Source organism: Draconibacterium sediminis (assembly GCF_000949475.1).
Lineage (GTDB): Bacteria > Bacteroidota > Bacteroidia > Bacteroidales > Prolixibacteraceae > Draconibacterium > Draconibacterium sediminis.
This window is the reverse complement of the sequence record NZ_JRHC01000003.1, coordinates 160,277-185,407: the sequence shown is the minus strand read 5'-3', so window position 1 is coordinate 185,407 and position 25,131 is coordinate 160,277. Positions and strand designations below refer to the sequence as shown.

Genomic DNA, 25,131 nt, shown 5'->3' with positions numbered 1-25,131 from the left:
GTTGAAGCCTATTTTACTAAGTACTGCCTATTTTGCTCCGGTACATTTTTATACGCGTTATTTACACCATGCTGAAGTTTATATCGAACAATACGAGAACTTCACCAAACAAACCTACCGCAACCGCTGCCTGATATTGGGAGGTAACGGACCAATTTCGCTGGTTATTCCGGTGGTAAAAGGGCGCGGACCAAAAATCCTTTTAAAAGATTTGCAGATATCGTACGACGAAAACTGGCAACGTAACCACTGGCAAACCATAGTTTCGGCCTACAACTCATCGCCGTTTTTCGAGTATTACCAGGATGAACTGTACCCGTTTTTTGAAAGTAAAACCAAATACCTGCTCGACTATAACCAGCAAATACACGAGCAACTTTGTGATTTTTTCGAGATTGAAAATAAAATCCGCTTAACTGAAGACTTTGAAAAAGTACCTGAAAACACCTTCAATTTGCGCGATGGTATTTCGCCTAAATTGAAACACAATCCCGATATAGCATTTCAGCCCCAAACCTACACGCAGGTATTCTCCGATAAATATGGATTCTTACCTAATTTAAGCATCCTCGATCTCTTATTTAACGAAGGGCCAAATGCTTACACCATTCTTTTACAAAGTTTGCAGAGTGAATAAGCGACGAAACAATCCCCCGCTTTTGCTGTTTTGACTTTTATGAGTAGAAAAAACAGTCAGATAAAAATCGGAATTTTTTTAATGATCTTTTCGGGTGTATTTTTTGCTGCCACTCTGATCATCCCGTTTTTTGATTTGCCCACCAAAACCAAAGTTGCTGCATCAACAACCAGTTTTATATTGATGGAAGTTGTGTTTTGGGCCGGAGGACTGCTGGTTGGCAAAGAACTGTTTACCAAATATAAAAAACAGTTAAACCCGGTAAACTGGTTTAAAAAGAAGAACCAAAACGGGTAAACGACATCAATTAGCACTCAATAAAACCATCTCAACTTCGCTCCTCCTGAGTACTTTTCAATATTGCATTTCACACTGATTTTTTGTAACTTATGTGTTACACCAAAAATCTTTAGCCATGAATATAAATGATTACATTTCGTTTGCCGCTGCCAACCCGGTTTGCTATTTGGCAACCTGCGAGGGCGACCAGCCCCGTGTCCGAACCGTGCTTTTGTTTTTTGCCGATAAAACGGGTTTTTATTTTGGCACTCTCTCTCCGAAAGACTTGTCGAAACAACTTCACCACAATCCGAAAGTAGAAGTTTGTTTTTACAACAATCCGCGAGATATGGCACAAGCCAAACAGATGCGGTTAACAGGCGTGGTTGAATTTGTCAATGATCCGGAGATGATACACCGCTTGCATGAAGCACGCCTTTATCTGGACGATATTTCCGGCTATGATCTGGAACCCATTAGCGAAATTTTCAGAGTAACTGCCGGCGATGTGCACTTTTGGACTTTAAGCGATGTTATGAACGAAGAAAATGTGGAACACCTGGTTTTCTGATTAAGCTTCTTGGATCACTTCCTCATTATTCTAAAACCGTTCTTTACCAACCGAAATACCCTTATGGTTGCAAATTTGTACCACAATAAATTGAACTGAAGAACACTGCCCGGCTTATCGAAAAACTGATGCGAGAAGTTAATAACAATTGGAGCAAAAAAAAGGCTTCGATTATTACCGAAGCCTTCTGTATTCATATTACAAAATCTTAAAACCAAGTGTCAGCATAAACGACGTAGATTTTCCGTTAACAAAATCCGGATCATCGTAAACTTTACCTGTATGCTCCATGCGGGCATCAAGCGTAAAGAACAAAACATCAACACCCAAACCATATTGCACGCCAAATAAGTTATCTTCAAAAAAATCATCACTCAGGTATGGATCCAACTCATTCGGATAATCGGCATCGGTAACAAAACTAAATACCGGACCGGCCATAACGCGAAGGTCGATTACCGGAGTTTTTACCAGTTTGTATCCCAAAAGAACCGGCACATCAATATTCTTGTAATCAAATCCACCCGTTAAGGTACCAATGTCCATCGGACCTTCATACGACAGATCGCCACCTTTTTTACTAAAATAAACCTCGGGCTGAACATAAACACGATTAAAGCCTACCCGACCAAACGCACCCCAATGTAATTTGGTAATGGCATCTGAACTAAGGTCAAAATCTCCGTCAAGACTCATGTTTGAATAATGCACACCGGCTTTCACTCCCAAATCAAAAACAGGTTGGGCAAATCCAATCGATGCGATTAAAACAAATAGAGAAGCAAAAAGAAATCGTTTCATAACTATTAGTTTTGAATTTTGTTTATAACGTTAAAATTCTATTTCAAGTATACAGAGTTTTTACAAATATCGTTGCATCTTTTCTCCGTAAATTCAGGCATGAAAATTGTAATTTATTTTTCAAAACAAATTAACCATGAAAAAACACCTGCCTTATCTGCTGATTATAAGTGCTCTTCTTCTTTTTCATAGCTGCTCGAGTCCGAAGTATATTTACGACAAATCGAGCTATGAACGACAAAAAGAACTGAGAACCAGCCGTGGTGGGAATATTTTTGCTGAGGTAGTGGTAGGGTTAGGATCTGCTTTTGTTGGTGCAATGCTGGAGTGCGAAGTCGACTATGTTCCTTCTGAACAGCAATTTAAAAAGATTAACCTGATCAATCCAACAAACGACACAATTTACGTGAATATGCTTACCGATTTGGTTTGGGATGAAAAAAACTACTGTGATTTTATGGATATTCGTATTCCGCCACATTTAAATTGCAAAGTAATGGTGCCCATGCACGCTGCCTACCATTTATATTTTAGCAATACCCCACAAAGCGATGACGACGAAATGATTGAAATTTACACCACCGATGTTAAACGTTTCAGCCTTTACCCGGGTATGACCATGGAAGCCAATACCGCGCCGGAAGAAAAATAAACTCCACCGAATATTCCAAAACACTTTTGTTTTATTGCCCTTTTTTTGATTGGTATTGATCCGTTTTTTTAGCAATTTTTGCCAGTTCATTTCCCCTTACTCCGTTTTTCAGTAAAAAATAATAATCGGGATTCCTGTTTTGCAATTTTCTGTATAGAAACCAATAATAACCGGATAATAGCCCACATTTCGCTATTGTTTTCCATACTCCCGGTGTCGTATCTTTGAATAGAAAACCAAAAGTACGGCCCGATGAACCTGGAAGAAAATATCATCTCTCTCCTCTCGGATCAACTTCCTCGCAGCAAAAAACAGCTTAATGATCTTTTTGAATCCGACGCAGAAATCCTGAAAAAGAAGAACGGTTATTTACTTTTTTCGGTTGACGATTTTTCAAAAGAAGATCATTTTCGCACCACCAATCCTTTTCAATTGGGTAAAAACCTGGCGGTGGCCACCCTGAGCGATATTTTAGCTTCGGGAGGTGCCCCTCAGTATTTCAGTCACTCTGTTGCATTAAATCCCGAAAAATGGGATCATTCGTACCTGGTTGAATTAGCGAGTGGTGTAGCAGAAATTCTCGTGGAAACAGGTGCGGCATTTATCGGTGGCGACCTGGGAACCTCGGAAGAATGGCACTACACCGGAATTGCAATCGGTTATTCGGATAAACCGCTGATGCGAAAAAGAACAGCTCCCGGCGAGCTTATTTACATGACAGGAAATTGTGGTACAGGCAACTTTGAAGCCGCTTTACAACTTTTTAATATCGATAGTAATATTTCTACTCAATTTGAACTAAGACATAAAGAGGCCGGGTTAATAAAGGAATTTGCCACAACCTGTATCGACTCCAGCGATGGAATTGGAAACGCGCTTCGAACTATTTCCTCGCTGAACAACACCGGTTTTTTGATCGACCGCTTAAATTCCGATCCTATTGCCAGTGCTTTTATGACCCAACTAAAACTACCGGAAGAATTATTGTTTTTGGGCGAATGTGGTGAATATGAACTTGTATTTACCATTAAACCTGAAGATGAAGAAAGCTTTTTAGCGGAAGCGGAAAGCAGAGAGCTGTATTTCACCAAAATAGGGACAATACAGAAAGAAAAGAGAATGCTCTTATCGGATTCAAAACTTTACGACTTGGGCGATTTTAATATTGGAGGACGGGATTTTTCCGAACCTCAGGAATACATATCTGCATTAACAAAATACCTAAAAGGTCATGAAACCAACATCTGAAAACGAGGAAGAAAAACGTGGCAACGGGTACAGTATTGATTTCTCCAGTGCATGGAGGAATGGGAGAAAGTTACCATTGGATGAGCGAATTAAATTATTCCATGTTTCCCTGCAAAACCAGGAAGAAGCGGATAAGCATTTGTACATGCGGGTAATCGATTCGTCAACCGACCGCACCGTAATTGCTGTTGATGCCGATGGAGACAAGAAGGAAATGTTGATGTTCGGTTCAAATAATTACCTGGGGCTGGCCAACCATCCGCACATTAAAGAAACGGTAAAAAAAGCCATAAAAAAGTACGGAGTGGGTATTGCCGGACCGCCACTGCTTAACGGTTATTCATCGCTGATGAAAGAACTGGAAAACAGGCTGAGCCAATTAAAAGGAACTGAAGACACCATGATATTTACCAGCGGTTACAACGCAAACCTGGGATTGCTCTACGGATTATGCACACCGCACGATCTGCTATTGGCCGACGAATACAACCACGCTTCATTTTTCGATGGGGTAAAACTGTTAAGAGGGAAATGTATCACTTTCGGGCACAACAACATCGGGCAATTGGAAGATTTACTAAAAACACATAAACCCGATGGCGACCTTTTTGTGGCAGTTGAAGGAGTGTACTCAATGGATGGCGACCTTTCGCCCCTGGATCAAATAATTCCACTGGCACAACAATATAATGCACACACCATTATCGACGATGCACATGGAACAGGCGTTTTGGGTTTTAACGGCGAGGGAATTATGGAGGAACTGCGGATAAAATGGACCAACGAAATAATTATGGGAACCTTCAGCAAAGCCTTTGCGGTAAATGGTGGATTTATTTCCGGTTCGCGTGAGGTGATCGAATTCCTGCGATTTATGGCGCGCACCTATATGTTTTCCGCCTCGTTGCCGCCTGTAACCATAGCCGCTGTTCTGGCAGGTATCGATGTTATTGAAAATGAACCCTGGCGACGGGTGCAACTTAAAAAGAATGTGTCGTTTTTAACACGTAAGCTGAAACCCTTTGGAATAACAACGCCTCCGCAAGCCGGAATCATTTCCTTAAATGTTCCACAAGATGCCAACATTCGAAAAATGGCCAACGATTTTAATCGCGAGGGAATCTTCTTAAATGCTATTGAGTTTCCGGCTGTGCCTGCTGACAAACAACGATTTCGAATCTCGATAAGTGCCAACCACACCAACGATGACCTGAAAAAACTGGTTGACACCGTAGAACTGATTTGGTATAAACACAATATAGTTTGCAACGATTAAAACATGAAAACTGCGGTATTGATAAATGGTTTTGCCAACAATGGATCGGCCGGGAAAAAATGGGATCACATTGAGGATGATGTGAAGAGTATTATGCCTGTTGGCACTTTGTATATCCATTTCTCGGAAACCGATAACCATAACAGCCTGATGGAAACTTTAATAAACGAATATAAAGTAAAGAACTTTATTTCTGCAGGAGGGGATGGGAGTATAAACAACCTCATCAATACGCTTGCGGAGGTTACAAATTACCAACTCGAACCTTATAGTATTGGTGCCATTGGACTGGGATCGAGTAACGATTTTCTTAAACCTGTAAAACACAAAATCAGCGGGATTCCGGTGAAAATCGATTTTGAAAATAAAAAGCCGGTTGATTTAGGGCTGGTTGAGTTTACAGATAGCGACACAACAAAAAAACAGCTTTTTATCGTTAATGCCAGCCTTGGTTTTACAGCTTTGGGGAACCAACTTTTTAACGACAACAGCAACAAAATTATTCGTTTTCTGAAACCGCGATCAACCGGCATCGCTATTTTGTGGACGATTATTCAAACGCTGCGGACTTACCAAAATATTAACTTGGAAATTGCTTATAACGAAGAGCAGATTTCAACCAGCGTCACTAACCTTTCTATTGCTAAAAACCCCAATGTTTCAGGTAGTTTCTGTTACGATATTGATCCGGGTGCCGACAGTGGCTGTATAGGATTATACCTGGCCGAGAACTTTAAAAGACAACAAATTCCCAAGCTGCTTTACGCATTATATCGAAAACGATTCTCAAAAACAAAGAACTGTAAAACAGCTCTTGTGCAGTCCGTAGAAATCAATTCTGCAAAGCCTGTTCTTCTCGAAACCGACGGAGAAATTATTGAAGCTGGTCGTTTTCGCTTTTCTGTGTTACCCAAAGCTTTATTTGTTGCCGATTAAAACGATTACGATGAAAAATGAAAATAACTTTGCACCGGTTCTATCCCTCCGTTTTCTGAGAGCACTTGTTATCCACATGCGGCCTTACCTGTTGTTTGTTTCCGGGGCAGCCGGATTGGCCGGGCTCGCATTGGGCTGGCGGGAAAGCAGCTCGATAACCAGGTTTGTAATTTTGTTTTTACCGTTCTTTTTGGGCTACGGTTTTGGTCAGGCTTTAACCGATTGTTTTCAAACCGACACCGATGCCATTTCCGCCTCGTACCGGCCTTTGGTAAAAAAAGAAGTATCGCCAAAAGCGCTTGGTGGTGTTAGTTTGGCCGGATTGGTTCTGATTGGAATTCCACTGATATTCTACAATCTCAACAATCTGATATTTTGTTCGCTGGCAATATTTGGACTGGCCACTTACACCTATTTTAAAAAGAATTTTTGGGTAGCCGGGCCATTTTACAACGGCTGGATCGTTATGATCTTACCCATTACGGCCTTTTTAGCAGTTACAGGAAAAGGCCTTGCATCGCTTAATAATAGCAAGCTCATTTGGCTGTGTGTAATAAGCCTTTTTTCTTATGCGAATTTTGTCCTGATCGGCTATTTAAAAGATATTTCTGCCGACAGAGAAACCGGTTACAATACTTTCGCCGTAAAATTTGGCTGGGACCACTCGGTTGTTCTGGGCGACATTTTTGTATTTATTACTGCGCTCGCTTCACTCTTCCTTATCGATGCCACAAACACAATCGGGCTGGCACTATTTATTATAGCCATTTTAGTAGCTGTTTCGGGGCAGGTTAAAGCCCACTTCACTCCCGTAAAAACTGAAGAAAATGCCACCTACCCCATCGTTTCTACGGTAAGGGCATTCATCTTGTGGCATCTGGCAATTACGGTTACTTTTCAACCCGACTGGTACTTGTTTGCTTTGTGCTACTACTTTGTTTTCGAACTGGTTTTGTTGTTCCGACCTGAAAAAGGGCAAATCTGACCGATCATGTTTGAACTAAAAAATAAACGAATAATAATTTCCGGTGCCTCATCCGGAATCGGGAAACAACTTTGTTTTGAATTGGCAAAATACAATCCCAGGCTGATTCTCATGGCCCGCAATCTTGAAGCTTTGGAACAGGTTAGAAACGAAGTGGTTTCGGCAAATCCACAGCTATCTGAGCCAGTTATTATAAGCTGTGATATTTCGAGCGAAAAGGCGGTTAAAAACGCGATAAAGCAACTATCTCCCGAAAAGCAAGCAATTGACATTCTGATTAATAACGCAGGAATTGGTGTTTACGGTCCGATAAAAAATACCACACCTCAGGATTTCAAACAAATTCTGGATATCAATTTTATGGGCGCCGTGAACCTGACGTACCATACCCTTCCTTATTTCCCTGAAAATAGTCGTGGAATGATCGTATTTGTATCGTCAATCGCCGCGCTTTATGGTATGCCATGTTATGCTGCCTACTCGGCCAGTAAAGCTGCGTTAAGGTCGTTCAGCCAAACCTTAAGAGCCGAATTGTATAATTCCAAAATTTCGGTTTTACATGTAGCTCCCGATTACACCCAAACCCGCTTCTTCCGTAACGAAAAGTTCTTGCCGGGAGCCCGTTTATATCGCGATAAACTGGCAAAAGCCGAAGATGTTGCCCACCAAATTGTGCAGCAAATGAAACGGAACAAACCAGAGGCTGCACTCTCGCTTCGTGGTAAACTTATTGGGAAAGTGGCTGCACTTTCACCGGGATTTGTCAGGGCTTATTTTCGTAAAAGAGCCGGTAAACTATTAAAAACCTGAAGTCATGAAAAAGCCAAAACTGCTCATAATCGTATTGTTTCAGAACCTGGGCGACGAACGAACCTATTTCGCAAAATCGCCGGCTCCACCTGTTTCGGGAGCATTACTGGCAGCCTTAACTCCGTCAATAGTCGAGATAGAGCTGTTGCACGAAATGATCCGCCCTATCAACTATGAAACTGATGCCAATTATATAGCACTTAGTTTTATGGATTTTTGCGCCGCTCATGCTAAAGAAGTTGCCAAAAGATTCAGAGAAAAAGGGAAAAAAGTAATCGCAGGAGGACGTTATGCCTCCACTTATCCCGAAGAGATTGAAGACTACATGGATGCCACCGTTGTTGGAGAAGCTGAAAAAATATGGCCGATTGTGGTGCACGATCTGGTAAACAATCGCCTGAAAAAGTTGTATTATGCACCGTTTGCACCGCCGCTTGATAATATCCCTCCGCCACGCTACGATTTGATTGAGAAGGACTTTACAGTGCCGGTAGTTACCGAAGCAACCCGCGGATGTATATACAAATGCAGCTATTGCCAGTTGAACATTAATCCGGCCCCACACCGCAAACGTCCGATTGCTGACGTGGTGAACGATTTAAGTAGTACTCAAAAACTTCCGCTTCTGAAAAGAAAGATAGCGATGCTGCAAGACAACAACCTGGGTGGCGATTTAGCGTATGCCAAAAACCTATTGCGCGAAATTGCAAAGCTGAAATTATGGTCGTTGGGTGTACAATTTAGTTTTGACTGCCTGCACGATGATGAATTTATCGACTTGCTTGAACAGGCGCATTGCGGTTTGGCATTCATCGGTTTGGAATCATTAAATGAACCCAGCCTGGCCTTTGTTCATAAAAAGCAAAACAAAACGGCCGAATACAAAGAGCTGTTTATGAAACTAAAAAAACGAGGCATTTTAACTTTCACCGGAATGATGATCGCATTGGACGAGGATACGGAAGAATATTACGACAAACTCCCCGACAAGCTGGAAGAGATCGATCCGAGTTCTATCTTGTTATCCATATCAATCCCGATTCCGGGAACACCATTTCACAAACTGGTGAAGGAAGAAGGCCGTATTACGGATGAAAACCTGGCGCACTACGAAGGTGATCATTTAGTATTTCAACCCAAAAAGGTTACAAAAGAACAGGTTTTTAGCGCCTACAAAAACATCAACAAAAAGTTCTATTCATGGCGCAATATCATCAGGCGGTGGTGGCGTTTTATCAGCGCTGCACATTTTAAAGGTAATATTTTTAAACGCTTGTTCAGAGCTGTATTCCTGTCGGCAATGATGATAAAGATTTCAATTTTTCAGCGGCATCATGCCCGGATGAAAGTTTATGAAATGCAAAGTTCCTAAGCAGGAGAGATTGATGTAGATTGAAAACAGATTGATGCAGATTGTACAATCATTTCAATCTGAAACCGATTAGGAAAGCGACGAACGCATTTGTTCCAAAGCATGCAGCTGACTGTTAAAAAAGCGGTTGCGCTCTTTGGCGCCGGTGTGGCTTATTAAGTTTGATTTTGTTATTAGTCCTCGGAAATATTTATCCAACTCAATACAAAAACTTTGGTTGGTGGTATTTAGCAGGCTAATTACATTAAAAGTAAGATAGGAGCTGTATCCGCTGTCAGTACGAACAAGTATGGTATTGTCATTTAATACAACCTCGTTATAGTACAGTCTGAAATTATTCTCCACTCCATTGGGTTCGCTGCCATAAAGGAACTTAAAACCTAACTCAGCCTCTTTCTGGATATGATGAATCCACTTCTCCATTTTATCAAGCAGGTTTAGTAAGTCGTCCCTATTTTTGAAAAAACCGGAGACATAATAAAATTCAATCTGGCTAAGCATGATCGTGAAGGTATGATTGTTCCAGATTTCAATGGTCGGGATTTGAGAGGCTAAAGCCAGTGCTTTTCTACCATTCACATAAGCCGTATTTTCCATGTCATCGAAACAAAACATCTTTTCTTTGTACTCAGGAAACTGAAAAAGTGTTTTTTCCCAGAAAAAGACTTTAAATGCGGCTATTTCCGGCAACTGAAAATAATGAAAAACCGGAGGATCTTTTGCCGCGTATATAAGCTCCCGTTGTTTGGAATCGTGGATACGTTTGGTGTCCTCATACAATTTCGCCAGCCAGTCGCTTACCCTGAAATTCTGAGGTTGAATTACCGAACAACTAAAATTTACACTCGATAAATCTTCTCCATTTAACTGGTCTAACGAAATATTGAAAAAGTCTTTCAGCACAAACAGCTCTTCAAGGGTAAGCTCCTTCTCCCCCCTTATTCTTCGGTAAGCACTGTCCTGGCTAATGCCCAACAAACTGGAAACTTCAAAAACAAGTGAGATATTCGGGGATAATTTTTCTTTTACGAGTTGAAAAAACTCTTTCTGAATGGTACTAACCCGATGCATGGATTTCATTTAAAATTTTATCACTGGTTCAATCTTTTACGGCTCTTTTGAAATTTTGATTCACAGCAACTAAAGTTTATCATAATTTAAACTTATTCCATTTAATAATTTCGCTCAGTTACTGAAACTGGTGTATCAAAAAGGTTATCAATAGTATGCAACAGGATTGTTAATACCCTGGTGATAAAATGAAAGTTTATTTTACTGTTTTTGATTGACTTAAGTTGTTATTTTCCTTAAATTGTAAATCAGACAGGGAGGGTAAAATGAAAATCTTAAAAAATAATGCAGGTGCAGTTGTTGGCGTAGTTACAATTCTAACATCAGTAGTTCTGTTTTTTCCAATAGCATTTGATAACCAACGGCTATATACAATTATTATCTATACATCCATAACGATATTACTATTGCTATTGCTATTCCTTATATGGGTAAATGTTTTTGCTACCAACAAACATAAAAATCACTTTCCCGATTGATTCAATTCATTAACCAAGATACTTTTTAAATTCGCGGTAATCTTTAACCACTTTAAAGTTTCGAGGCAATTTTGGTGCGTGTTCTTTTACCTGCCAACCGGTTATAAACACTTTTTGCTGTTGGTATAATTCTTTCAATTTTTCAAGGTAATTTTCCAGGTTTTCCTTCTGTATCGGGCTGATAAATGCTGTAAATATAAAATCCAATTCAACGTGAGACTGAATCTTTTCCAGGTCAGCAAATGGTACAAACTGTCCTAAATAAATAATGTTGTACCCCAACTTTAGAGCCAGGTATGAATAAAACAACAAACTCAGTTCGTGTAATTCTTCTTCAGGAAGATAAAACAGAATGGTCTTTTCTTTTGAGTTCGTGATGCCGTGTGCATCTATCGCAGCAATTATCTTCTGTCGGATAAAACTAGTAATGTAATGTTCCTGTGCCGGAAAAATAGAACCAACCTGCCAGAAAGTACCAATGCGTTCGAACAAGGCGAAGAATATATTTTGCATGGCCTCTTCCAACCCATACTTTTCAATAATCTCGTTTACCAACGCAGTAAATCCAACATTATCAAAATTTACCATAAAAAGTAAAAGCCGATCGACATAACCTTCTTCCGATTTTTTTGTTTTGGCCACATCAAGCACGGTTTGTTTTATATCAGCTTCTTTCCAGGCAGCCACTTTCGAGATTTTATAACCATTGCGCACCAATAACGAAACATTTAACATGCGTTTCAAATCGTCATCAGTGTAATACCTGATATTGGTATCGGTTCGTTCAGGCTTTAGCAAATCATATCGTTTCTCCCAAATTCGAATGGTGTGCGCCTTTATACCCGATAAGGTTTCCAAATCTTTTATTGAATATCCTTCTGTTTTCATTTCTCGTGAAATTAAGTTGTCATGCGTATCTAAACTATATTAACAACATTGGCAACAGTTTTTTTGTTTAAGGTTAAAACTACAAATAATAAACAAAACTATAATATGTTGCTGCAGAAATTAATTTTTGTAAGATTATAGACTGTTTGCTTTAGCATTTTAAATTTTATGTCAATTTTGTAAGAAAATGCATACCATGTTAAAACGAACTTTATTTCTCGCCCTGTTTTTTGTAGCAGGTTTGCTCACTGTCAATGCACAGAAATACACTATTGTTATCCACGGAGGTGCCGGCGTTATGTCGAAAGACAAAATGGATGAAGAGGCCCGCGCCAACTACAAAGCCAAGTTAAACGAAGCACTTGAGTTAGGCGAACAAATGCTAATGGATGGTGCCGCAGCTACCGATGTTGTGGTGAAAGTGATTAACGTAATGGAAAACTCGCCACTATTTAATGCCGGCAAAGGAGCTGTATTTACGCACGACGGAATAAACGAACTGGATGCTTCCATTATGGAAGGCAAAACATTAAATGCCGGAGCCGTTGCAGGCGTGCAGGATATTAAAAACCCGATAAATGCGGCGCGCGAAGTAATGGACAATTCGGAACATGTAATGCTAAGCGGGAAAGGCGCCTCGGACTTTGCAAAAAAACAGGGCCTTGAAATCGTTCCCAACAAGTATTTTTATACCGAGCACCGTTACCAGTCGCTGCAAAGTTTATTAAAACGTGAACGCGAGCGTACACAAAAAGACAATACGGGAACAGTTGGTTGTGTAGTTCTCGACACACACGGAAATTTATGCGCAGGTACATCAACCGGTGGAATGACGAACAAAAAGTATGGCCGCATTGGCGACGCACCAATTATTGGAGCAGGTACTTATGCCAACAATAAAACATGTGCTGTTTCATGCACCGGTCATGGCGAATATTACATTCGTTTGGGTTTTGCCCGCGACATTTCGGCAATGATGGAATACCAAAACCTGAGTGTGACCGAGGCCTGTAAAAAAGAAATCGACAAATTAAGCGAACTTGAAGGCACCGGTGGTGTTATTGCTGTTGATGCCGATGGTAACATTGCCATGGAATTTAACACCAGCGGAATGTTTCGTGGATACATAAAATCAAGCGGCGAAAAAGAAATTGCTATTTTTAAAAACGAATAAAAAAACTGAGGTCCCAAAGTAAATAGACACAACGAAAAACCGGCATGAAGTTTCTTTATCCAACATTTTTGTTTGCACTACTGGCAGTTGCCATCCCAGTATTGATACACTTGTTCAGCTTCAAGCGTTATAAAACCGTGTATTTTAGCAACGTCAGTTTTTTAAAAGACATCAAAAATGAATCGAAAAAGAAATCAAGGCTAAAACAATTACTCCTTCTTGCCGCTCGAATTCTTACCATAATTTTCCTGGTTTTTGCGTTTGCCCAACCGTTTATTCCCACCAACGATGATGCGCAAAAACAAAGCAAACAGTTGGTGGCCGTTCACATCGACAATTCGTTTTCGATGAATGCCCTCTCGGAACAGGGACAGCTGCTGGAAGTGGCGCGCAACAAAGCCCTTGAAATTTGTATGGCCTACCCTCCCGGAACAAAATTCAGGTTATTTACCAACGATTTAAATCCGAAACACCAGCATATTTTTAATAAGGAACAGTTTATTCAGCAGGTTTCAGCTATTCAGGCCAGCCCAACAGTGGTACCGCTGTCGATCATCTACAACCGCTTTGCAAGCGAATTGAACGATAACGAGGCCGACAAAAACCTGTATTTTATTTCCGATTTTCAACGCAGCATTACCAACATCGATAATTTTTCGGATAACGGGATATTCAGTTATTACCTGCCGCTGGTTCCCAACGAAGTGGCTAATCTTTATATCGATTCGTGCTGGGTGGAATATCCGGCTCATGGTTTGGGGCAGGAAGAAAATATGTTCGTACGCATTAAAAACAGCTCGAACCAGAATTACCAGAATTTGCCCTTAAAGCTGTTTCTGAACGACTCAATAAAATCCATCACGAATTTCTCAATTGAAGCACAAAACGAAATTATTGCCAACCTTAAATACAACAATACCAGCAGTGGAGCGCAGTTGGGAAAAATAGAGATCACAGATTATCCGTTTACGCATGATAACAACTGGTACATCAGCTATTTTGTGGAGCCGAAGTTAAAAGCACTGGCACTTTACACCGATGCCACCGACTCGCAGGAAGGGCTGAATTATTTACGTGCCTTGTTTAATAACGACGATTATGTGGTGCTCGACGAAATGAACCGCCAAAACCTGCAAGCCAACCGACTGAGCGACTACAACACCATATTTTTGCTGAATATCGACAATTTCTCAAGCGGCTTGTTAAACGAGCTTGAATCTGTTGTAAACACCGGAACGTCAGTGGTTCTGTTCCCGAAATGGATAAGTGACATGAGTGCCGGAAACCGTTTACTGGCAACGTTCGGAGCAAATCGTATGGCTCGTATCGATTCCACAAAACAGGATATTTCGGCTATTGATTACGAGAATAAGTTTTATGCCGATGTTTTCAAAAAGCGGGAAGAAAATCCGGTTTTGCCACAGGTTGATGGGCACTTTCGTTTTGCACAAACTATGCAAACCGACGAGCACACACTGCTGGCATTTCAAAATGGCGACAAAGCACTTTCGCAACTCAATTACCTGGATGGAAAAGTGTGGGTATTTGCATTTCCCCTGTCGCAAAAAAACGAATCGTTTGCCCGCGATGTGCTTTTTGTACCAACACTTTACAACATTGTTTTGAATAGTTTACCCAAACAGGAAATGTCGTTTATTGTTGGAAAAAACAGCTTTATCAACCTACCCCGCAACCTGACGGTTGATCTGAATTCGTCGATCGAAATCGAGCATGCCGGAACTGCAGAAAAATTTATTCCTGTAAAAAATATCAACGGCAGAAATATTCGTCTCGAATTTGGCGAACAGATAACCACCGATGGTCATTACCTGATTGAAAACGATGATAATACCATTGCGTCAATGGCCTTCAACTATAATCGTTTGGAATCGGATTTGCGCTATTTCCAGACAAATGAGCTAAATACCCGGCTGCAAACCAATCAGCTAAGCAATGCAACGGTTATTGAGGAAGTTGACCGCAATTTCTCTGAGATATTCGACGACATTCAAAATGGCCGTCAATTGTGGAAATGGTGTTTACTGCTGGCATTGTTCTTTATTCTGTGTGAGGTGCTCATTGCACGTTTCTGGAAATAGAGAAAACACTCGTATCCGCTCAATTAGCTGATTTTTCTCACTGCTTTTTAACACCACTACTCCCGTTGCTTTTTCAGCGCAAAAATCGTAATTCTGCATTAAAATAAGATCACGGTTTCTCGCAGATTACGCAAATCCGCGCAAATAATAATCCCAAGAGGAGTTTCAGCGTAATTCAGCGTTATCTGCGAGAAATAAAACGACGATTATAAAAAGCTACACTATGACTAAATTAAGTTCTGCAGACTACATCGCCAAAGAGGATAAATTTGGCGCTCACAATTACCATCCGCTACCGGTTGTTCTATCGAAAGGCGCAGGCGTTTTTGTATGGGATGTTGAGGGTAAAAAGTATTTCGATTTTCTGGCGGCATATTCAGCTGTTAACCAGGGCCACAGTCATCCAAAAATTATTGATGCACTTACCGAACAGGCAAAAACGCTTGCATTAACGTCGAGGGCATTTTACAACGACGTTTTGGGCGAATGGGAAGAGTATATGACCAAGCTGTTTGGTTACGATAAAATGTTGCCGATGAACTCGGGGGCCGAAGCGGATGAAACAGCTTTGAAACTGATTCGCAAATGGGCCTATAAAGTAAAAGGCATTCCAACAAACGAAGCCAAAATTGTGGTTTGCGACGGTAATTTCCACGGGCGTACCATCACCATCATTTCCATGTCGAGCGATCCGGATTCCTACAGCCATTATGGTCCGTACACGCCCGGTTTTGTAAATATACCTTACAACGATCTTAATCGACTGGAAGAAGAGTTACAGGATCCGAATGTGGCAGGATTTCTTGTGGAGCCCATTCAGGCAGAAGCAGGCGTTTATGTTCCTGAAGACGGCTACCTGAAAAAAGCCAGTGAGCTGTGTAAAAAATATAATGTTTTGTTTGTGGCCGATGAAGTACAGACCGGTTTGGCCCGCACAGGAAAAATGCTGGCTTGCGATCATGAAAATGTTCGGCCCGATATTTTGGTGCTGGGGAAAGCGTTGTCGGGCGGAATTTACCCGGTTTCGTGTGTGCTGGCCGACGATGAAATTATGCTTACCATAAAACCCGGTGAACACGGTAGTACCTACGGCGGCAATCCGATTGCAGGAAAAGTTGCGATGGCGGCACTAGATGTTATTCAGGACGAAAAGCTGGTTGAAAATGCAGAGCGACTGGGCAAAATCTTCCGAGAAGAAATGCTATCGATCGATTCGCCATTGATTGAAATAGTTCGTGGCAAAGGACTATTAAACGCTGTTGCCATAAAACCTACCAATGGAAAAACAGCGTGGGACGTGTGTCTGGCTCTAAAAGAAAACGGACTGATTGCCAAACCAACACACGAGCATATCATTCGTTTTACACCTCCTTTGGTTATTACCGAAGAACAATTGATGGAAGCGATTGAAATCATCAAAACTACTTTGAAAGAATTTGAAGTTTAATCCAAAAAATAGTGATACTATCACTTGAAGTGATAGTATCACTATACTTCCTTTCAACTAATTACAACCTGATAGCAAACTTCTTTAAGCGCTCATCAATCATTTCATCCGGAATAATAGCTTTGAACGCCTCTCCTACTTCGTTTAAAATCCGCTCTTTCACAAAATTCTTGTGAATAACAATCGACACCTCGCGAATAGCCGGCGGGTCTTTTATTTCGCGTACATTTTTGCGTTGCTCATCACTTAATAAAGGCAAATGCAATTCGGGAATTAAAGTATAACCACCGTTTATATCAACAATCCGTACCAGCGTGTCAATGCTTCCGGCTTCAAAAATATGATTGTATGGCAGTTTAGTGGTGCAGAAATTAAAAACCTGATCGCGCAAACAATGCCCTTCTTCCAGCACCCACAATTTCTCGTGCGGCATATTTGTAGGGTTTAGCGGAACATCTTTTAACGGATGATCGGCAGCGAAATAGGCATAAAAGCGTTCGTAAAATAAAGGAATCTCCAAAAAGTCGGGTTCCTCGAGTGGTGTTGCTGCAATAAACATATCTATCCGGTCCTTTTTAAGCGTTTCAACCAGCGTTGCCGTGTTCATCTCCGAAATGGTAAGTTGCACTGTTGGGCAGCTTTCGCCAAACGATTTAATAAAACGAGGCACCAGGTAGTTGGCCAAAGTGGGGATAACACCAACATGTAACGCCCCGCTCAACGAATCGGTTTCATTCGATACCAGTTCTCCGATTTTCCTGATCTCTTTTATTGAGCGTTCGGCCTGTTCAATAATCTTTTTACCCAACGCAGTTGGCTCTATCGGATGTTTCGAGCGGTCAAAAATATCAACTTCCAGCTCGGTCTCCAGCTTTTGTATCATCGTACTCAACGTTGGTTGCGTAACCCCGCATTGTTTCGAAGCAGTTACAAAATGCCTGTATTTATTCACTGCCAGAATATATTCCAATTGTTGCAATGTCATAATATTGATTTTATCAATACAAATATACATTTTATCTGTTTGATTAATAAAGTGGCGCGCATTATGTTTGCAACAGAATTTAAAGAGAAACACAAATAAGTTAATTAATTAAAGAAAAAACTATGTCACAAATTGGAAAACAAGTAGTAGATTTTGAAGTACAGGCATTTGCAAACAACGCTTTCAAAACAGTAAAAAAAGAGGATGTATTAGGAAAATGGTCGATCTTTTTCTTCTACCCTGCCGACTTCACATTCGTGTGTCCGACCGAATTGGAAGACCTCGCAAACAAGTACGAAGAATTTAAAGCCACCGGTGCCGAGATTTATTCGGTTTCAACTGATACACACTTTGTCCACAAAGCATGGCACGACACTTCAGATACAATTAAAAAAATCAAATACCCGATGCTGGCCGATCCAACCGGTGTTTTGTCGCGTGGGTTTGATGTAATGATTGAAGAAGCAGGTTTGGCTGAGCGCGGAACATTTATTGTAAATCCACAAGGCGAAATTGTTGCTTACGAAGTTGTTGCCGGAAATGTAGGAAGAAATGCAGACGAGCTGCTTCGTCGTTTGAAAGCATTGCAGTTTGTTGCCGAAAACCCATCGGAAGTTTGTCCTGCAAAATGGGAAGAAGGACAGAAAACATTAGAGCCAAGCATCGACCTGGTTGGTGTGATCTAATAAACGTCTCAAAAATAAATCTTAAAAAATCAGGAGCAGCATTTTAGCTGCTCCTTTAAAAACCAAAGTCATGTTACAACAAGCCATAAAAGATAAATTAAAAGAGGTTTTCAGCCCCCTAAAAAACAATTACACCTTTCAGGTTGCAGTTGCAAATTCTCATCCTGACAAAGCCCAGCTAACTGGTTTGTTGGATGACGTTGCATCTACCTCGGAAAAATTTGATGTTACTATTGAAGAAGGAAAAGAGCTGGAATTTACCATCTTAAAAAATAACACCCCCACAAACATCATTTTTCGTGCAATACCCAACGGACACGAATTTCCGTCGTTGCTAACCGCAATTTTAAACCTCGACGGCATTGGTAAAAACCTGCCCGACGAAGCGGTTGCCAACCAGATAAAAGGGCTAAAAGGCGAGATTGTACTAAAAAGCTACATTTCGCTAAGCTGTACCAATTGCCCGGAAGTGGTTCAGGCATTAAATGTTTTAACGCTGTTAAACCCCAATATTCGTCACGAAATTATCGACGGACAAATTAACAAAGAAGAAGTTGAAGCGCTGGGAATACAAGCTGTTCCAACGGTTTATGCCAATGGCGAACAAATGCATGTTGGCCGCTCATCAATTGGCGAATTGCTGGCCAAACTGCAAGAAAAGGTAGGCTCGGAACCTGTTACAAGTGCACCCGTTGAAAAAGAATATGATGTAGTAGTTGTTGGCGGCGGACCTGCCGGCGTATCTGCAGCAGTTTATTCAGCACGAAAAGGTTTTTCGGTGGCTTTGGTGGCCGAAAAAGTTGGCGGTCAGCTAAACGAAACTGTTTCAATCGAAAACATGATTTCGATACCTCAAACTACCGGGACAAAACTTTCGGCAGATTTGATGAGCCACTTAAAAGACTACCCGATTGATGTACTTGAAAACCGTCGAGTTGAAAATGTAAGCCTAAAAGACGGCTTGAAAGAAGTACAAACATCGTTAAATGAAACATTTAAAACCCCTGCACTGATAATTGCCACCGGTGCAAGCTGGAAACGTTTGGGGGTTCCCGGCGAAAACGAATATATCGGTTCAGGAGTAGCATTCTGTACCCACTGCGACGGGCCATTCTACAAAGGCAAAAAAGTAGTTGTTGTGGGGGGAGGAAACTCCGGCTTGGAAGCTGCCATCGACCTTTCGTCAATTGCATTGGAAGTTACCGTGCTTGAGTTTATGGACGAACTAAAAGGCGACCAGGTTTTGCAAGACAAACTAAAAACATTACCAAATGTTACGATCCACACCAATGCGCAAACAACAGCTGTTATTGGCGATGGCAATAAAGTTACCGCATTGGAATACAAAAACAGAGAAACAGAAAAAACAGAAACAATTACTACTGATGGTGTGTTTGTTCAGATTGGATTGCAAGCCAACAGTAAAGTATTCTCCGAAGTGGTTGAAACCAACCGAATGGGCGAAATTGAGATTGACGCGCATTGCCGCACAAAACAAGCGGGCGTTTATGCCGCAGGAGACGTTTCGGTGGTTCCTTACAAACAAATTGTAATTGCAATGGGCGAAGGATCGAAAGCTGCCCTCTCAGCCTTTGAAGACAAGATTAAAAATAAGCTGGTTCAGAATTAACAACTGATAATTAACAGTGATACATTTTCGTTTTTAAATCATCCCGGCATTTTGTCGGGATTTTTTTTGTCTGGATGCCCCGACGCTTCCGGTCGGGATTTCGCTTCGCTCAACTGGATATCCGATACCAGATGCTCGATGCTGGATGCTGGATGCTTGTAACTCGTAGCTAGTGGCTCGTGGCTCTTAGCTATTTCAACGGTGAATCCGGTTCGTTTTTGAAAACGGCATAAAGAATCTGATCGACCAACCAGGCCCAGAGTTTAGCCACAAGAACAATCACCTTTCCATCCCAGAAAGAAACGATCATTTTTCGCCGGCGGTTTTTAATGGCACGGTACATAATTGATGCACAACGCTCGGCCGACATCATTTTATTTTCGTTGCGAGGTGTTTTGCCTTGCTGACTACCATCGGCAACCAGCGCGGTTTCGCGAATTTCAGAAGCTGTAAAACCTGGAGCTACTACTAAAACATGCAATCCGGCACGCAAATATTCAACCCGAAGTGTATCTAAAAATCCACGTACTGCAAATTTTGATGATGAATAGCCGGTACGACCTGGCAACCCAATGTATCCACCCGTTGAAATCACCCCAACAACAGAACCTTTTTGCTCCAACAAATACGGAAGTGCATATTTGGTGCAATAAACGGTGCCCCAGTAGTTCACATCCATTACTTTTCGCAATACTTCGGTTTCAACGTCTTCGAGTACCGCCCGCATCGAAATTCCCGCATTATTAATAAGAATATTGATTTTTCCGAAGCGCTCGATTGCTTTATCGATCAAATGCTTGCAATCCTCTTCATTCGAGACATCGGTTTTTACCGGCAAAACTTCAACATTGGAAAGTTTTTCTTTCAACGCCTCTAAACGCTCAATTCTGCGCGCTGCCAATACCAGGTTGAAACCCTTTGCTGCATATTTTTCGGCTAGTGCTTTTCCTATTCCCGACGAAGCTCCGGTAATTACAACTACTTTGTCTGTCATTTACTAATTCAATTGATAATGCTGCCTGGTTGCCCAGATAATTTGCGTCGGCAAAATACGCATTTTTCTGTGTTTATTCTGTGGATTACCTAATATTATACAACAAAACCCCACAGAATATTCAAAAGCTATTCTGATAATAAAGTTACACCATCCGGTTTAAACCAATTGGCGGTAAATGTTATTTGAATAATTTCTTAAGACCGTCGCCCAATTTATTCAACGAGTTTTTCAGATCGTCTTTTGTGGCATCGGTAACTGCTTTTTGCGTGGCACTTAAATCAAGATTTACTTTTGCATCGCCAACCGGACCTTTCAGAACAACTCCGGCCGGTAGCATGGTAATCTTTTCATTTCCCGGTAACACAGCCAGTATTTTCTGAATATCGGGGCCAAACATTTCACGCTCGACATTAAAATCCAGTCGCATATCGAGTAAACTTTCCGCATTTAAACTTCCACTTATCGTTGTTTCCTGCCCAATCACTTTAGTGGTAAACGGACGCAACAACAAGCTTCCGTCTTCAACGGTTAAATTTGCTGTAAAATCGCCGATAGTTACATTCCGAAGTTTTTCCTTTTTCAGAATCCCACTCAGTTGGTTAAACAATGGCGAATCATTAATTTCAACATTATTGGTGCTGAATGATCCTTTACCGTTGGTTGTGGCAGCAATCAGCTTAAGCTGCGGGCTCAATCTTCCTTTCATTCCCAGACTTGTGCTGAGTTTTCCGGTACTGTTTCCCGCGCCCGGAATCAGTTTCCTGAACCCCGCTACGGTATGGTACATGGTAGGAATATCAAATCCTGCAATGTCAAAACCAAGGTCAAACAAAGGTTGGTTTTGAGCGGTATTTTCGTATGATCCGTTCATGGTCATTTTTCCATCCAGCATGTTCATGTCCAGTCCGTCGAGGATCAGTTTTTTATCCACTGCCTGAACTTCTCCTTTTATGTCTGTAATCGGAATGCGGTTGAAAACAGCGCGGTTTATAGTTGAACGGAAGGTGATATCGATATTTTCCGGTACATCAAAAGCCAGTGTTTCCAGTTCTGTTTCCGCATTTTGCTCAGCCTCTTCTTCCATTACCTGTAAACGAAGCAATTCGTTTAAGTTTACGTAGTTCGAATTCAGCTGCAGATTCCCTTTCAGCACACCGTCTTTCATCACATAATTCAGGTAATTACTCACTTTTCCCGACAAACGAAAATCGCTTTCACCAACTTTAAGGATGAAATTTCCGAGGTTAATATTCTGCGGCGAAAAATCCATTTGCCCTGATGGAATTACCACCTGTTGTGTGAGATCGGGCGAATCGTAAACAAAGTTGCTTAACAACACTACTCCATCCGATTTTATTTTGTCGTAAGCCTCGGCTTCAACGTCGGAGTAACGACCGTTGGCAAACAGATTGGCATCAATAATTCCTGAAATATTTACGCTGTCCATTGGCAGCGCATCTTTTAAATGATCGAGATTTATTTTGCCAACAAATGCGCCATCAAATAACGGATCGCTTACCGGATTCGAAATTTTCAATGTCAGATCAACCGGGTTGTTACGAATTTCAGCATGTGCTTTGTTGATGTTTATTTTCAGCAGATCCAGCTCGCCTTGAGGTTTTCCGATCAGCATTTCGGCTCTGATATTTTTGATTTCCTCGGGCATTTCGGCATACTTAAAGTTGCCATTGTCGACTTTAACCTGCAAGTCTATTTTCGGATAATCCTCATCAATGTAATAGCCCGAAACGCCACCTGAAATCGTTGCCGATCCGGTGGTGGTAATGTCTTTTAAATATTCCTCGTAATCTTTGGGAACCAGCGCTAAAAAGTTCTCGAAATCCGATGCTTTTGTTTTTAGCTGAAGATTCAGAAAGGTAGTATCGTTGGGCACGCTAACATCGCCACTCAATTCAAGTGGCAGACGGTTTATCAGCAACTCGCTTTCGGCAATCGTAAACAACATCGATTCAAAATCAACATCAAGCAAGGTTTTCAAATCCAGCGAAGTATTCGACACATAGTTAATCCCTTCCATTGAATAGGTAAGATTGCTAACCACTCCCCCAATATTCAGTTGTGTAGTATTGCCAAACATTTCGCCCGAAATATCCAGGTTGATGTCTTCCAAATCGGCACGCATTTTTGCCAACTTATCGTTATAAATCAGGCGCGCATCCTTCACCTCAATATTTTCGAGCGCCAACTGGAACTCCTCAGCATCAGCTCTGGTTGCACTTTCTTTTTCAGCCGAAGCCGAAGCCGGAGCAACATCCCAGTTTAAATTTCCTGATTCTGCAACAACCAAATTCAGCGAGGGTTTTTCAAGAATGATTTCCTCAATACTTCTGTCTGAACTAAAAAGCGATGACAAATTCATTGTTGCAGCAAAACGCGGGATATTTAGCAATGTATCCTGTGCAAACTCAGCTTTCCCTTTGATCAGTACATCCTGCAGATCAACTGTAACTTTTGGGAAATTTTTAAACAACGACAGTTTCAGATCGGCAAATTCAACCTCAGCATTTAATTGTTTATTGAGGGTCGTTTTTGCTGTATTCAGAATATTCTGTTTGAAGAACACCGGAATTGCCAAAATGGCTCCAAAAAGCACTACAATTACGATGAGTATAATTACTAGTATTCGTTTCATATTTTTCTGTTTTCTGATTCAAAAATACATCATTAGAACGTTTAAGAACGTTAGAAGTTGTTAAAAAGTTGGAAGATTGAAGACGACAGACCGAAGCTGAAAATTAAAGCTCACCAAGCACCATTCGTCGCAGCAATTGCAGTGCTGTTTGGCCGGAGCGTACAATATTCCGGTCGCGCTGATCGCCAACAAAGGTGTATTTTTTCACCAATGTTTTCTCCGGTCCCGACACAGCGATCCAAACCGTTCCAACTGGTTTTTCTTCTGTACCTCCTGTTGGTCCGGCTATTCCGGTGGTTGCCAGAGCATAATCGGCATTCATCACACGTTTTACGCCTTCAACCATTTCGCGTGCCACTTGCTCGCTAACAGCACCGTATTTTTCCAGATTTTCGCGACTAACGCCAAGCAACCTTTCTTTCATTTCGTTGGAATACGACGTAACCGAACCGTTGTAATAGGCAGAACTACCGGAAACAGAAGTGATAAGGTGCGAAATATAACCGCCCGTGCAACTTTCGGCAACAGCCAGTTTTTTATTTTGCTGCACCAATTCACGGCCAATTACCTCCGCCATCGTTTCAAGATCGTAGCCGTAAATGGCCTCCGGAATTATGTTTTTAAGCTTTTCTATTTCGCTCTCCACATCGCTTTTTAAAGACTCCACATTGTAACCAATTGCGGAAAGCCGCAGTCTCACAGCCATCGGATTGGGTAAATAAGCCAGTTTAATGTGCGTTGGCAAAGCATCTTCCCAATCGGCGATTCGTTCGGCCAGCATCGACTCGGGAACCCCCTGTGTCAGCACCGTTTTATGAAAAATTGCTTTTGTTCGTCCGGTTTCGCGCAAACGAGGTAACAATTCAAATTCTACCAGGTATTGCATTTCAAAAGGTACGCCCGGCATCGACACAAAAATGGTATCGTTCTTTTCGAACCACATTCCCGGAGCAGTTCCCATTTTATTGGGTAGAATCGTACACGATTCGGGCAACATTGCCTGGTCGCGATTCATTTTGTTCATATCAATCCCACGGAATTTGAATCGCTCGTAAATTGCTTTTAAAGTGGGTTCGTGAAAAACAAGTTTGGTGTTGAAATACTCGCAAAGCGTGTGTTTGGTAATATCGTCTTTGGTGGGTCCAAGTCCACCGGTAATTACCACCAAATCGGCATGTTCTTCTGCACTTTTTATCGCTCGCATAATATGATCGTGATCATCGTGAACTGATGTTATTTGGTAAATTTCAATACCATTCAGGTTAAACTGCTCGCCCATCCAGGCCGAGTTGGTATCAACAATCTGTCCGATCAGTATTTCATCGCCTATAGTAATTATTTCTGCTTTCATTCCTTTAATTTAATTGCACATGTTTTAGGATTAGCAAATTTAACATTATAAAAGGCAAAAGGACAAAGTAGAAAGGCAAAAGTAAAAAAAGCCACTAGCTCCGA

General features: G+C 41.3%; 22 protein-coding genes. 15 read left to right on the top strand and 7 right to left on the bottom strand.

Annotated features, from left to right (window positions below; translation table 11 throughout):
* The first annotated feature begins 1 nt into the window (after window position 1).
* The 3 genes from LH29_RS13290 (at window position 2) to LH29_RS13280 (ending at window position 1,487) form a co-directional block, all read left to right on the top strand.
* Entirely contained in the window at window positions 2-637 is a 636-nt protein-coding gene (locus tag LH29_RS13290; RefSeq protein ID WP_045030597.1) for a WbqC family protein, read from the top strand.
* 39 nt (window positions 638-676) lie between these two features.
* A complete protein-coding gene (locus tag LH29_RS13285; RefSeq protein WP_045030594.1) occupies window positions 677-934 on the top strand; it encodes a transporter suffix domain-containing protein in 258 nt (85 codons plus the stop codon).
* A 118-nt stretch (window positions 935-1,052) separates the two neighbouring features.
* Window positions 1,053-1,487 carry a pyridoxamine 5'-phosphate oxidase family protein gene (locus LH29_RS13280; RefSeq protein WP_045030592.1) on the top strand — a complete coding sequence of 145 codons (435 nt, stop codon included), beginning with the start codon at window positions 1,053-1,055 and terminating at the stop codon, window positions 1,485-1,487.
* Window positions 1,488-1,685: 198 nt separating this feature from the next.
* On the opposite strand, the gene LH29_RS13270 is transcribed toward LH29_RS13280, so the two are convergent.
* The gene (locus LH29_RS13270) at window positions 1,686-2,288 is read right to left on the bottom strand and encodes a porin family protein (protein ID WP_045030588.1); all 603 of its coding nucleotides are present in this window, start codon (window positions 2,286-2,288) and stop codon (window positions 1,686-1,688) included.
* A gap of 136 nt (window positions 2,289-2,424) precedes the next feature.
* On the opposite strand from LH29_RS13270, the gene LH29_RS13265 reads away from it, so the two are divergent.
* From LH29_RS13265 to LH29_RS13235, 7 genes are all read left to right on the top strand, one after another.
* Window positions 2,425-2,940 (top strand): hypothetical protein, encoded by a 516-nt coding sequence (locus LH29_RS13265; RefSeq protein WP_045030586.1) that lies wholly within the window; start codon window positions 2,425-2,427, stop codon window positions 2,938-2,940.
* A 252-nt stretch (window positions 2,941-3,192) separates the two neighbouring features.
* On the top strand, window positions 3,193-4,188 hold the full coding sequence (locus LH29_RS13260; RefSeq protein ID WP_045030585.1) for an AIR synthase related protein: 996 nt from the start codon (window positions 3,193-3,195) through the stop codon (window positions 4,186-4,188).
* The gene (locus tag LH29_RS13255; RefSeq protein WP_045030584.1) at window positions 4,172-5,464 is read left to right on the top strand and encodes an aminotransferase class I/II-fold pyridoxal phosphate-dependent enzyme; all 1,293 of its coding nucleotides are present in this window, start codon (window positions 4,172-4,174) and stop codon (window positions 5,462-5,464) included. Before LH29_RS13260 ends, LH29_RS13255 begins: the two co-directional genes overlap by 17 nt.
* 3 nt (window positions 5,465-5,467) lie before the next feature.
* The gene (locus LH29_RS13250; protein WP_045030583.1) at window positions 5,468-6,400 is read left to right on the top strand and encodes a diacylglycerol/lipid kinase family protein; all 933 of its coding nucleotides are present in this window, start codon (window positions 5,468-5,470) and stop codon (window positions 6,398-6,400) included.
* A 10-nt stretch (window positions 6,401-6,410) separates the two neighbouring features.
* Window positions 6,411-7,385, top strand: a complete 975-nt coding sequence (locus LH29_RS13245) for a UbiA family prenyltransferase (protein ID WP_045030581.1) — start codon at window positions 6,411-6,413, stop codon at window positions 7,383-7,385.
* Between the two features lie 6 nt (window positions 7,386-7,391).
* Window positions 7,392-8,195, top strand: a complete 804-nt coding sequence (locus LH29_RS13240) for an SDR family NAD(P)-dependent oxidoreductase (protein ID WP_045030579.1) — start codon at window positions 7,392-7,394, stop codon at window positions 8,193-8,195.
* Between the two features lie 4 nt (window positions 8,196-8,199).
* Window positions 8,200-9,567: a B12-binding domain-containing radical SAM protein gene (locus LH29_RS13235; RefSeq protein WP_045030577.1), complete on the top strand. Its 1,368-nt coding sequence runs from the start codon at window positions 8,200-8,202 to the stop codon at window positions 9,565-9,567.
* 69 nt (window positions 9,568-9,636) lie between these two features.
* Here the strand turns inward: LH29_RS13235 and LH29_RS13230 are convergent, their stop codons facing one another.
* A complete protein-coding gene (locus LH29_RS13230) occupies window positions 9,637-10,647 on the bottom strand; it encodes a hypothetical protein (protein WP_157493690.1) in 1,011 nt (336 codons plus the stop codon).
* 479 nt (window positions 10,648-11,126) lie between these two features.
* Entirely contained in the window at window positions 11,127-12,005 is an 879-nt protein-coding gene (locus LH29_RS13220) for a MerR family transcriptional regulator (protein ID WP_045030573.1), read from the bottom strand.
* Window positions 12,006-12,201: 196 nt separating this feature from the next.
* Here LH29_RS13220 and LH29_RS13215 point away from each other — a divergent pair, with 196 nt between their 5' ends.
* The 3 genes from LH29_RS13215 to rocD all read left to right on the top strand — a co-directional run bounded on the left by LH29_RS13215 (window position 12,202) and on the right by rocD (window position 16,725).
* Window positions 12,202-13,179, top strand: a complete 978-nt coding sequence (locus tag LH29_RS13215) for an isoaspartyl peptidase/L-asparaginase family protein (RefSeq protein WP_045031030.1) — start codon at window positions 12,202-12,204, stop codon at window positions 13,177-13,179.
* 44 nt (window positions 13,180-13,223) lie between these two features.
* Complete coding sequence (locus LH29_RS13210; protein ID WP_045030572.1) at window positions 13,224-15,278, top strand: BatA domain-containing protein; 2,055 nt, start codon at window positions 13,224-13,226, stop codon at window positions 15,276-15,278.
* Window positions 15,279-15,501: 223 nt separating this feature from the next.
* Entirely contained in the window at window positions 15,502-16,725 is a 1,224-nt protein-coding gene (gene rocD / locus LH29_RS13205; RefSeq protein WP_045030570.1) for an ornithine--oxo-acid transaminase, read from the top strand.
* Window positions 16,726-16,786: 61 nt separating this feature from the next.
* Here the strand turns inward: rocD and LH29_RS13200 are convergent, their stop codons facing one another.
* Complete coding sequence (locus LH29_RS13200; protein ID WP_045030569.1) at window positions 16,787-17,710, bottom strand: hydrogen peroxide-inducible genes activator; 924 nt, start codon at window positions 17,708-17,710, stop codon at window positions 16,787-16,789.
* A 122-nt stretch (window positions 17,711-17,832) separates the two neighbouring features.
* Between LH29_RS13200 and ahpC the strand changes: the two genes are divergently transcribed.
* Both ahpC and ahpF read left to right on the top strand, forming a co-directional pair.
* A complete protein-coding gene (gene ahpC / locus LH29_RS13195) occupies window positions 17,833-18,396 on the top strand; it encodes an alkyl hydroperoxide reductase subunit C (protein ID WP_045030567.1) in 564 nt (187 codons plus the stop codon).
* Window positions 18,397-18,466: 70 nt separating this feature from the next.
* Window positions 18,467-20,026 carry an alkyl hydroperoxide reductase subunit F gene (gene ahpF, locus LH29_RS13190; RefSeq protein ID WP_045030564.1) on the top strand — a complete coding sequence of 520 codons (1,560 nt, stop codon included), beginning with the start codon at window positions 18,467-18,469 and terminating at the stop codon, window positions 20,024-20,026.
* A 190-nt stretch (window positions 20,027-20,216) separates the two neighbouring features.
* On the opposite strand, the gene LH29_RS13185 is transcribed toward ahpF, so the two are convergent.
* The 3 genes from LH29_RS13185 to LH29_RS13175 form a co-directional block, all read right to left on the bottom strand.
* Window positions 20,217-21,020: an SDR family oxidoreductase gene (locus LH29_RS13185; RefSeq protein ID WP_045030562.1), complete on the bottom strand. Its 804-nt coding sequence runs from the start codon at window positions 21,018-21,020 to the stop codon at window positions 20,217-20,219.
* Window positions 21,021-21,201: 181 nt separating this feature from the next.
* Window positions 21,202-23,676, bottom strand: a complete 2,475-nt coding sequence (locus tag LH29_RS13180) for an AsmA family protein (protein ID WP_045030560.1) — start codon at window positions 23,674-23,676, stop codon at window positions 21,202-21,204.
* Window positions 23,677-23,779: 103 nt separating this feature from the next.
* Entirely contained in the window at window positions 23,780-25,027 is a 1,248-nt protein-coding gene (locus LH29_RS13175) for a competence/damage-inducible protein A (RefSeq protein ID WP_045030558.1), read from the bottom strand.
* Window positions 25,028-25,131 lie beyond the last annotated feature (104 nt).